This is a genomic window from Lysinibacillus sp. NPDC097162 (genome assembly GCF_044762185.1).
Lineage (GTDB): Bacteria > Bacillota > Bacilli > Bacillales_A > Planococcaceae > Lysinibacillus.
Genome location: NZ_JBIWDT010000005.1, coordinates 214,247 through 225,864 on the forward strand (window position 1 = coordinate 214,247; position 11,618 = coordinate 225,864).

At 37.8% G+C, this 11,618-nt stretch carries 8 protein-coding genes; 1 reads left to right on the plus strand and 7 read right to left on the minus strand.

What is annotated here, in order from left to right; all coding sequences use genetic code 11:
* Window positions 1–37: 37 nt before the first annotated feature.
* From ACIQXW_RS19325 to ACIQXW_RS19355, 7 genes are all read right to left on the minus strand, one after another.
* Window positions 38–1,336, minus strand: coding sequence for a murein hydrolase activator EnvC family protein (locus tag ACIQXW_RS19325; protein ID WP_340826316.1), 1,299 nt, complete (start codon window positions 1,334–1,336; stop codon window positions 38–40).
* 267 nt (window positions 1,337–1,603) lie between these two features.
* Window positions 1,604–2,488 (minus strand): permease-like cell division protein FtsX, encoded by an 885-nt coding sequence (gene ftsX / locus ACIQXW_RS19330; protein ID WP_340826317.1) that lies wholly within the window; start codon window positions 2,486–2,488, stop codon window positions 1,604–1,606.
* Window positions 2,478–3,164 (minus strand): cell division ATP-binding protein FtsE, encoded by a 687-nt coding sequence (gene ftsE / locus ACIQXW_RS19335; RefSeq protein ID WP_340826319.1) that lies wholly within the window; start codon window positions 3,162–3,164, stop codon window positions 2,478–2,480. Before ftsE ends, ftsX begins: the two co-directional genes overlap by 11 nt.
* A gap of 275 nt (window positions 3,165–3,439) precedes the next feature.
* The gene (locus ACIQXW_RS19340) at window positions 3,440–4,630 is read right to left on the minus strand and encodes a DUF4097 family beta strand repeat-containing protein (RefSeq protein ID WP_340826320.1); all 1,191 of its coding nucleotides are present in this window, start codon (window positions 4,628–4,630) and stop codon (window positions 3,440–3,442) included.
* A gap of 279 nt (window positions 4,631–4,909) precedes the next feature.
* Window positions 4,910–7,774 (minus strand): excinuclease ABC subunit UvrA, encoded by a 2,865-nt coding sequence (gene uvrA, locus ACIQXW_RS19345; RefSeq protein ID WP_401021141.1) that lies wholly within the window; start codon window positions 7,772–7,774, stop codon window positions 4,910–4,912.
* Window positions 7,775–7,781: 7 nt separating this feature from the next.
* The gene (gene uvrB, locus ACIQXW_RS19350) at window positions 7,782–9,761 is read right to left on the minus strand and encodes an excinuclease ABC subunit UvrB (protein WP_340826322.1); all 1,980 of its coding nucleotides are present in this window, start codon (window positions 9,759–9,761) and stop codon (window positions 7,782–7,784) included.
* Window positions 9,762–10,109: 348 nt separating this feature from the next.
* Entirely contained in the window at window positions 10,110–10,352 is a 243-nt protein-coding gene (locus tag ACIQXW_RS19355; protein WP_340826323.1) for an IDEAL domain-containing protein, read from the minus strand.
* A 228-nt stretch (window positions 10,353–10,580) separates the two neighbouring features.
* Between ACIQXW_RS19355 and ACIQXW_RS19360 the strand changes: the two genes are divergently transcribed.
* Entirely contained in the window at window positions 10,581–11,090 is a 510-nt protein-coding gene (locus tag ACIQXW_RS19360; RefSeq protein WP_340826325.1) for a competence protein ComK, read from the plus strand.
* Window positions 11,091–11,618 lie beyond the last annotated feature (528 nt).

Consider the following 11,618-nt stretch of genomic DNA (forward strand, 5'->3'; position numbering starts at 1 on the left):
GCCGTCTCACTATGAGACGACTCTCTTCATAAAATATTTACAATGGAATATATTTTAGTGGATTCACACTACCAACTGCTTGTCCTTGCCAAGAGCCGATGTGCACTTCAAAGTGTAAGTGTGGTCCTGTTGAGCGACCTGTACTACCCATTGCTGCAATTTGCTGTCCTTGGCTTACTTCGTCACCAACACTAACATTAAATGCACTTAAATGTGCATAAACTGTTGTATATATTTTTCCATCAATAGAGTGTGTTAAAATAACCACATTTCCGTAGGAGCTAAGTGGTGCGGCGTAAGATACGACACCGTCAGCCGCTGCCCAAATTGGCGTACCTGTTTTATTGGCAAGGTCAACTCCATAATGGAATTCAGGACCAGCACCAAGATTACGCCAGCCATATGGTGATGTTAAACGACCATTTGTTGGTTTAATCCATGTTCCATCCGAAGCTGGAGCATTCACTGTAGAGCCGCCAGAGCCTGAGTTCCCTGCAGCAGCTGCAGCAGCCGCTGCTGCTTTACGTTTTGCCTCTTGTTGACGAGCTACTTCCGCTAATCGGTTTTGCTCTGAAATAATTTGCTGCTGTAATTCAGCACTAATTTCAAGCGCCTCTGAATATTCTTTTTCAAGTAATACTTTTTCTGACTTTAGTTTTGCTTGTTCTTTTTCTAACTGTTCAACTAAAGTGTTTTTCTCTTTTTTCTGTCCATCTAATGATGCTTTTAGACGCTCTAGCTTTGCTTTCTGCTCTTCAAGCTTTTGACGTTTACTTTCTAGTACTTGCTTTTGCTCTTCTAATGTTTGCTTGTCCTGTTTTTGATCGCGAATAATTTGACGATCCGCTTCAAGTAATGCATTTACAGCGGAGAAGCGGTCGATGAAATCTACGAAGCTATTAGAACCTAGTAGCACATCTAAATAGCTAACTGAGCCCCCAGCTTGAATTGCACGTGCACGATCTTGTAATAATAAATCACGCTCTTCAATTTTGCGAAGAAGCTCTTCAATTGTACCTTCTAATTCTTTTATCTCTGCATTTGTAGATTGAATTTCTGCCAATACATTTTTAATACTACTATTTGTAGTTTCGATTTCAGCGTTTAACGCTTGAATTTGATCTAGTAATTTTTGTTGCTTTTCTTCATTTGCACTAATTGCATTTTCTTTATTGCTAATAGAAGAATTTAATTGATTTTTCTTTGTTTCTACTTGTTTTTTCTCTTCTTTTAAATCCGTTAAACTAGTTGCATACGCTGTTGGAGTTTGGATAATAAGAAGTAGTGCCGTTGTTGCTGCAAATGCTTTAATTGTGTTTTTTGCCTTACTTTTCATTTATTGAACTCCCTTCGTCTATTTAATTCCATTTTTCTGACTATGTACGCCGTCATAAACGGCTTTTTTATTGCGCTACATCTCTGACTAAATATAAATTACGCCTCGGCATTATTGCGTCAAGTTTTTTTCGAGCCTGATCAATAGGCTCCTTATAAAATCTGTGACATTAACCGTGGACTTTAACTTGATTCAGACGGGGGTAGAATCCACAAAGAATCCCGTGTATCCCCCGCTTTTATAAATAAGAACTTTTGCTGAAACAAGTTAAACTTTTAAAAATTTACGTACAGACATGAAGCTTCCCCAAATACCAATAAGCACACCAATAAGCAATAGTAGACCACTTACTTGATAAACAAGTGGTGAGAAGCTAAGAAGCTGAACGAGCTCACCTTGTAAACGAGGTGCAATAATTCTATATACATTGTGATAAAGTGTTGCGATAACCGCAATCGGGACGATAGAACCTAATATCCCCAGCCACATACCTTCTAAAAGAAATGGAATACGCACAAACGAATTTGTTGCACCTACTAGTTTCATAATTTCGATTTCATCACGTCGTGCGATTATCGTAATACGAATCGTATTAGAAATTAAGAAAATAGCTGTGAATAATAACCCTAAAATCAGCACAAGACCTACATTACGACTAATATTTAAGAAGTTGAAAAGTTTTTCTACCTTACCTTCACCGTACTTCACATCGTATGTATATTCATACTTATTAATTGTCTTTGCAACCGTGGCAGTTTGCTGTGGATCTGTTGCCTTTACATAAATAACATTTCGTAACGGGTTACTTTGCTCAAAAAGCTTAAAGTCATCCCCAAAATCTTTCACTAACTTTGTTAATTCGTCTTCCTTTGTGGAATAAGTAAATTCCGCAACATCAGGCAATTTTTCTATTTTTGCTAGCAATGCTTTTTCAGCAGCTTCATCTGCTGTTTCATCGATTAACACTTTTATTTCAACATCGTTCTCTAAATCTGATGCTACTTTATTTAAGTTCATCATAATTAGCGAGAATACACCTACTAATATCAAAGTCACTGTAACCGCGCTGACAGAAGCAATTGTCATCCAGCTATTACGACCAAGTGATTTTATACTCTCTCGAAAGTGTCGTTTTACCGTATTAAATTTCATAGCCGTAGTCACCTCCGTGCTCATCACGGACAATCATACCGCCTTCAATCGCTATAACTCGACGACGAATGGTATTCACAATTTCGCGGTTGTGGGTTGCCATTACAATTGTCGTTCCCCGTGCATTAATTTCTTCAAACAAATTCATAATCTCCCAAGATGTCTCAGGGTCTAGATTCCCTGTTGGTTCATCTGCAATTACTACTTTTGGTACGTTCACAATAGAACGAGCAATAGAAACACGTTGCTGTTCTCCACCAGAAAGTTCGTTCGGGAACATTCTTGCCTTATGCTTTAATCCAACAAGATCTAAAACTTCCATAACTCTACGTCGGATTTCAACTGGTTCCTCTTCAATTACCTCTAACGCAAATGCTACGTTTTCATAGACATTTAATCTTGGAAGTAATTTGAAATCTTGGAAAACTACACCGAGTTGACGGCGCAAGAAAGGTACTTTTTTATTTTTTAAATCACCTAAATTAATACCATTAACAGTAATTTCACCTGAAGTTGCTTTTTCCTCACGGTACATTAACTTGATAAATGTCGATTTACCTGCACCACTTGGACCAACAACATAGACAAATTCACCTTGTTTTATATTAACCGAAATGCCATTTGTCGCAACTACACCATTCGGATACTTCTTTGTCACATTTTTCATTTCTATCATGTTTTTTAAACCACCTAAACCTCTTATATGTAAGATGTATTCTTTTTCTATTATATCACTCAATCTATGTTTTTTTATTACAGTTTTATTTCATTCGTTGGCATTATATTCTATTTATTTAATGTTTTTTGGAATATTTTTTTAAAAACCACCAAATGACAACAAATAAAAACAGGAATCGATGGAAGGTTATAGTGATTCCTGTTTCTTATTAGTAAATATTGAATATAAAAAAGCATTCAAGCTATATAGCCTAGCCTGAATGCTCTATATTTTTACATTTGTTGCTCGTCAGTAGTTGTATAACGAATTAAAACTGCTCCTGTTTTCGACTCGCCTTCGATAAATAAGCGATTCGCATTTTCCACTTCTTTATCAAAACGAACTACTTTAGTTAAGAATTGATCCTGTGTTTCAATTTTCGACGTATCTTGAATACCTACATCCACTTTGCCGAAGTTTGTGACAATTTTTCCGCTTAAAGACATTGTTCGTGGTACATATATTTCTACAGCTCCAGCAACTGTATGTGCTTTAATTTTTGATGAATTACTAGAGCATGTTGTCACAACAACATGTCCATTTATAGATTTTGCTTCTACTTCATCTAAAGCCCCATCTAAATAAACACGACCATTCAATGTTTCAGCTTCTAAATCTTTACCACGTACATCAGTTAGTTCGATCGAGCCATTCGATGAATCCACTTCTGCCTTCGTAAATACTAGCTTAGAGCCCTTAATCGCACCATTAAGTGTTTTAAGTTTTAATTGATCTAGCTCGATATCTTGCAAGGCAACACTACCGTTCATTAAACGGACTGACAATTTATCTAACTTTTCCTTTGGCACAAGTAATTGAACATTCACCTGCACAAGCTTAAGCTGACTTAAAATTCTAAGTGAGCCTTCCTCGTTCTTCACAACAAATTGTTCCAAGAAATGATTACGTGTTTCTTCCTCGTTATCATTAAGTAGCGGTGCCTTTACTTTACAAATGACTTGGAAGTTATCACCTTCACACGTCTCTAATGAAAAATTGCCGTTCGGTAATTCAACAATGACATTTTCTACATTCTCTGCCGCTAGTTCTTCTGTATGTGTAAATTCAAATTTATCTCCAAATGGCGAAGAAACATCAAATTCTTTTACTTTTTTAACTGCTGTATTCATCATATCCATAAAGATTGAACCGATTTGCGATAAATCTTTACGAAAATCATGCATTTCCTCTTGGAAATTTTTAGTGAAGTCTGCATCTTTTTTCTTTTGTTCTTCTTTAAACTCTGGATCTTTAAAGATAGATTCTTTCTCTGTTGAGGATTGCTGACCCATATTCGACACATCGTTACTACTTTGAGTGGACTTGCTAGGTTGCTCTAATGCTTCTAATAATGTAATCGCCTCTTGCGCTGAAATTGTACCTTTTTCCACAAGTTCTAAAATTCGTTGACGTTCATTTTGCATAATCATATAGCCTCCCACAGATTGTTATATCTATTTATACGTATCCCTATGTGAAAAGTTTCACTGAAAAAATGAAAAAGTATTTACTATCACAGATGATGAATTACTGCATTGTCGCTATTAGGTGCATTTTTGATATGGGAAAATAAAAAATCTGCAAGTTTTCCTGAGGGAGAAAAAGCCTTATGCATGATGCCACAAAAGCTAACGAGCATGCGGGGTCTTAAGTCTTACCCTCGGAAAAGAGCAGATTTTTACAATAAACTACTTTATAATAAATTATTTAGATGCTTCTACCAAAGCAGCTTCCATACGCATTCTATCACGTGTTAATATCGGTTTTAAATATTTACCTGTATAAGAGCCCTTTACTTCCACTACTTCTTCTGGCGTACCTGTAGCAACAATTGTACCACCTTTGTCGCCACCCTCTGGCCCCAAGTCAATAATGTAATCCGCTGTTTTAATAACATCCAAATTATGCTCAATGACAAGTACCGAGTCACCATTTTCAACAAGGCGTTGCAACACAATGAGTAAGCGTGCAATATCATCTGCATGTAAGCCAGTTGTCGGCTCATCTAAAATGTAAAATGACTTACCTGTTGAGCGGCGATGTAATTCAGAAGCCAATTTAACACGCTGTGCCTCACCACCAGATAGGGTAGTCGCAGGTTGTCCTAATTTCATATAACCTAACCCTACATCAACAATCGTTTGTAATTTACGTTGAATTTTAGGAATGTTTTCAAAGAACACCACAGCATTTTCAATTGTCATATCTAAAATATCCGCAATACTTTTATCTTTATATTTCACTTCAAGTGTTTCGCGATTATAACGTTTACCATGACAAACTTCACACGGCACATAAACATCTGGCAGGAAATGCATTTCAATTTTAATAATACCGTCGCCACGACAAGCTTCACAACGACCACCTTTAACATTAAAGCTAAACCGCCCTTTTTTATAGCCGCGTACTTTTGCCTCATTTGTTGTTGCAAAAACATCGCGAATATCATCAAATACTCCTGTATATGTTGCCGGATTTGAGCGTGGCGTTCTGCCGATTGGTGATTGATCAATATCAATAACTTTTTCTAACTCATCCAATCCTGTTACTTCTTTATGTGCACCTGGCTTCACCTTTGAACGGTTGAGCTTTTGCGCTAAAGATTTATATAAAATCTCATTGATGAGAGTTGATTTACCTGAGCCAGAAACACCTGTCACCGCTACAAATAGACCTAATGGTACGTCTACTTTGACGTTTTGTAGGTTATTTTCTTTTGCACCTAAAATAGATAGTTTACGACCATCTGGTTTACGACGCTCAATTGGTAGCGGTATGAATTTCTTGCCGCTTAAATATTGTCCTGTTAATGACTTAGGATTATCCATTACTTCCTGTGGTGTACCTGCTGCAACAATTTGTCCACCATGTACTCCTGCACCTGGTCCAACATCAATAAGATAATCCGCTGCTAGCATTGTATCTTCATCATGCTCTACTACAATTAACGTATTTCCGATATCACGCATATTTTGTAGCGTACTAATGAGACGGTCATTATCTCGCTGATGTAGGCCGATAGATGGCTCATCCAAAATATAGAGCACTCCTGTTAAACGAGAGCCAATTTGTGTTGCCAGACGGATACGCTGAGCCTCCCCGCCTGAAAGTGTTCCCGCAGCACGATTTAATGTTAAATAATCTAATCCAACATTGACTAAGAAGCCGAGACGTTCTTCTATTTCACGCAATACGAGTTTTGCGATTTGCATATCCTTTTCAGATAAATCTAGTTCTTTGAAAAACGTATCTGCATCCTGAATCGAATACTCTGTTACTTGTCCAATATGCTGATCTGCAATTTTCACAGCTAATGTTTCGGGCTTTAGTCGGTAGCCTTTACATGATGGGCAAGCTTGCTGAGCCATATATTTCTCCATTTGTTCTCGTACATAATCGGAAGTTGTTTCCTTAAAACGACGCTCTACATTACGAACGACACCTTCGAATTCAATCATCTGATCTCGCACATTGCCAAATTCATTTTCATAATGGAAGTGAATTTTATCTTTACCTGAGCCAAATAAAACCTTATCCATCTTTTCTTTAGGTAAATCTTTGACAGGTACATCCATTGGAATATCGTAATGGTCGCATACAGCCTTTAATAGCTGTGGATAATATTGAGAGCTAGTAGGCTCCCATGGTGCAATAGCGTGCTCTAATAATGAACGATCCCAATCTGGCACGATAAGCTCAAGATCAACCTCTTGTGTCGTTCCTAAACCGTCACAGCTTGTGCACGCCCCAAATGGACTGTTAAAAGAAAACATCCTAGGCTCTAACTCTCCAATTGAAAATCCACATAATGGGCAGGCATGATGTTCGCTAAATAATAATTCTTCATGCTCCATTACATCGACAAGCACACGTCCCTCTGCTAATCGAAGGGCTGTTTCTAACGAATCACTAAGACGAGCTGCAATTCCTTCTTTTACAACTACACGATCGACAACAACTTCTATCGAATGTTTTTTATTTTTATCTAGATCAATAGCATCGTCTAAATCGCGTAATTCTCCATCAATTCGTACACGGACAAAGCCTTGCTTTTTCAAATCCTCAAGTAATTTTACATGTGTCCCTTTACGCCCTGAAATCATTGGTGCAAGTAATTGCATTTTCGTACGCTCTGGATAGACGAGCAGACGATCGACCATTTGCTCAATCGTTTGAGACGTAATCTCAATACCGTGATTTGGACAAATGGGCTTGCCGATACGGGCAAATAGTAAACGCAAATAATCATAGATTTCCGTAACTGTTCCGACTGTTGAGCGTGGATTTCGGCTCGTCGTTTTTTGGTCGATTGAAATAGCAGGCGATAGCCCCTCTATTGCATCTACATCCGGTTTATCCATTTGGCCAAGAAATTGGCGCGCATATGCCGATAAAGATTCGACATAGCGACGTTGCCCTTCAGCGTAAATCGTATCAAACGCTAATGACGATTTCCCAGATCCAGATAAACCTGTTAACACGACTAATTGATCACGTGGAATTGTGACATTTATATTTTTTAAATTATGTGCTCGTGCGCCTTGCACGACAATTTCTGTATTTTTCACAAGCCAATCACCCTTCTGCTTTCAATTCAAATATTGTATCGCGAAGCTCAGCTGCACGTTCGAAGTCAAGTGCTTTTGCCGCTTCCTTCATCTCAACTTCAAGAGTAGCAAGTAATTTCTCTCTTTCTGCTTTCGTCAATTTTTTGCCTTTCGTTGCCTTTGTTACATAAGACTCCTCTTCCTCTGCCACCTGTGTCGCACGAATAACATCCGGAATCTTTTTGACAATCGTTTTCGGTGTAATGCCATGTTCCTCGTTGTAAGCCATTTGAATTGTACGGCGGCGTTTTGTTTCCTCAATTGCCTTTTTCATAGAATCTGTCATATTATCCGCGTACATAATGACATGCCCATTTGCATTACGTGCCGCACGGCCAATTGTTTGAATAAGAGAACGCTCCGAACGTAAAAAGCCTTCCTTATCTGCATCTAAAATCGCTACTAGTGATACTTCAGGAATATCTAAGCCTTCACGCAATAAGTTAATGCCGATAAGTACATCATATGTACCTTTACGAAGTTCGCGAATAATCTCAATACGTTCTAATGTCTTAATCTCTGAATGTAAGTATTCCACTTTTAAGCCCATTTCCTTCAAATATGCAGATAAATCTTCTGACATTTTTTTCGTCAATGTTGTTACGAGTACACGCTCATTTCGCGCAATACGATCATGAATTTCATCAATTAAATTATCAATTTGCCCTTCAATTGGACGAACTTCAATTAACGGATCTAGTAATCCTGTTGGACGTATAATTTGTTCTACCATTTCTGGAGTATGTTCAATTTCATATGGACCAGGCGTTGCTGATACATAAATTGCTTGATGAATATGTCGTTCAAATTCCTCAAAACGCAATGGACGATTGTCTAGTGCAGAAGGTAAACGGAAACCATGCTCTACTAGTACCCCTTTGCGCGCTTGGTCCCCATTATACATACCTCTTACTTGTGGTAATGTCACATGGCTTTCGTCGACGACGAGTAGAAAGTCCTCTGGGAAGTAATCAAGTAACGTATATGGTGTTGCCCCAGCTTCACGTAATGTTAAATGGCGTGAATAGTTTTCAATACCTGAGCAAAAGCCCATTTCACGCATCATTTCCAAATCATAGCGTGTACGCTGCTCTAAGCGCTGTGCCTCCAATAGCTTATCTTCTGCTCTCAATAGCTCAAGGCGTTGTTCTAATTCTTGTTCAATATTGTCAATTGCTTTAAGCATTTTTTCTTCACGTGTAACGAAGTGGGATGCTGGGAAAATTGCTACATGGTCTCGATCTGCCAATATTTCTCCAGTTAAAGCATCTACCTCTCTAATTCGGTCAATCTCATCTCCGAAAAATTCAATACGGACGCAATGTTCATCACGAGATGCTGGGAAAATTTCCACAACGTCTCCTCGCACACGGAACGTCCCACGTGTAAAACTAATATCATTGCGTTCATATTGCACGTCGACTAATTTTCGAAGTAATTGATTGCGCTCAATTTCCATCCCTGTGCGAATTGATACAACTAATTCTCGATATTCTTCCGGAGAACCTAAACCGTATATACAGGATACGGACGCAATAATAATGACATCATCACGTTCGAAAAGTGAAGAAGTGGCTGAGTGACGGAGTTTATCAATCTCATCATTAATGCTTGAATCTTTTTCGATATACGTATCTGTTTGCGGAACATACGCTTCCGGTTGAAAGTAGTCATAATAACTTACAAAGTATTCAACCGCATTATTTGGGAAGAACTCTTTGAACTCACTATATAATTGACCCGCAAGTGTTTTATTGTGGGCCATAATCAGTGTTGGTTTTTTTACTTGCTGAATGACATTGGAAATCGTAAAAGTTTTGCCCGTCCCCGTTGCACCAAGTAATGTTTGATGTCGTTTCCCTTCACGTACACCCTCCACTAATTCTGCAATCGCCTGTGGCTGATCACCATTAGGCTGATAAGGCGCCTGTAAATCAAATGTTTGCACGCATGTCCCCGTCCTTTCCTTCCAATTTGTACATTTATTTTAGCATAGCAGTATTAAAATATCGAACATTTAACGAACGAATGTTTGTTATTTTTCTTCATTTTCAATTTCGGTACGTGTATGTTGATGTAGCATTTGAGGTTCCTCTTAGATGTGACACTCTTTCAGAAACAACAAACTTCTATCCTTTATACCTATGATTAGATATATACCCTTTCTTTAATCATAGAATTCTAGAAAAATAAAAGATTTTACAATTTTTCATTAAACATAATAGTGCTGATAACATCTATTTGTAGATAAACAAAAAAATCCGCTCTCCTGTTATTGGAGAGCGGTCTTATCATATTATTCACTTGCTACTTTGTGTAAAGCCTCTAGTTCAGTTGCGTATAAGTGAAAAGCTTTTTTATCTCGTTCATCGAGTGTTCTATCTATCAGAACCATTAGCTTTTCTTCACGATGCATACGCTGGATATGATTTAAAAATAAATCTAAATAAATCTCGTTCAATAATTTCTCTGCCTCATCAACTTTTTTTGACTGACCTACGGCTTTTAGAAAATCTGTGTACGAATAATATTTATCCAACGATCTCACCTCGATCCTTTTCTAAATTATAAGAAAATTTAGATTAAAATGCAACGCTAAACAAATAAAAATCATCTATTATTTATTAGAATTATAGCGGAATTTCGAGCAAATTCCTTAGGGAAAAGCATCAATTATCTATATAATTTCGGTTTATATCTATATTTTCAGAATGCATTTTTGTCATTTACACTACAAATAATCACTATTAAAAGGAGGCTTTTACATATGTCATCAAATTATGTGAATGGTTATTTAATGTCTTTTAATACTTATTTATTGGAACCGATTCAGCATGAATCTAAAATTTTCACTCGAGTTATTGACAAGCATAATGAGCTTATTGTGACACGCAAACCTTTGCATGTTTTACGCAAATCTTGCATCTCATTAGGCACGACCTATGAAGCTGCAAAACATTCTGCAAAACGTTTTTTTGGTAATCAACATAAGCTCCCTATAGTCGTCGCATATGATTATGGCTTTCCTTGCATTTTTTTACCGACCTATTCACCAAACTCTATACACAATATTTGGATTGGACTCCATGCTATTTCCAATATTTCGCCGAGTAGTGAAGGATGTATTATTACATTGAAAAATGATATGGAAATTGAGCTGCCTATTAAATATGCTTCGATTAGTAAACAATTTGTTAATGCTTCAATGCTTTATAAACATTATATGGGTGAGCGTAAACAACTTAGCCACGATGCTCCGTACCATCCACCATTTTAAGGAGAAGGGTCACTTGAGTATTAATAAAATATCTACTTGTTAGGGTTAGTAGGAGCTGTCACAAAAAATGCTCTATTCATGTGACTCTTCCTAAAGCGTAAAAACCCACTTCGCTTTCCGCGGGCACACACGTAAGCCGTAACCGTCGCTGTGGCGCCGTTTGTTACGTCTTACGCTCTGTGCGTTCCCGCAGGAGTCTACGTGGGTTTTTACTTAGGAAATATATATATTAATGTTCTACTAGCAGTGCCTAGGAGGATATTGCATAGCTGGAGTTCCTGTGCCATTCTATGCATTGTAATTCTAAAGCGTAAATTCCCCTTCGCTTTCCGCGGGCATACACGTAAGCCGTAACCGTCGCTGTGGCGCCGTTTGTTACGTCTTACGCTCTGTGCGTTCCCGCAGGAGTCTATGTGGGTTTTTACTTAGGAAATATATATTAATGTTCTACTAGCAGTGCCTAGGAGGATATTGCATAGCTGGAGTTCCTGTGCCATTCTATGCATTGTAATTCTAAAGCGTAAATTC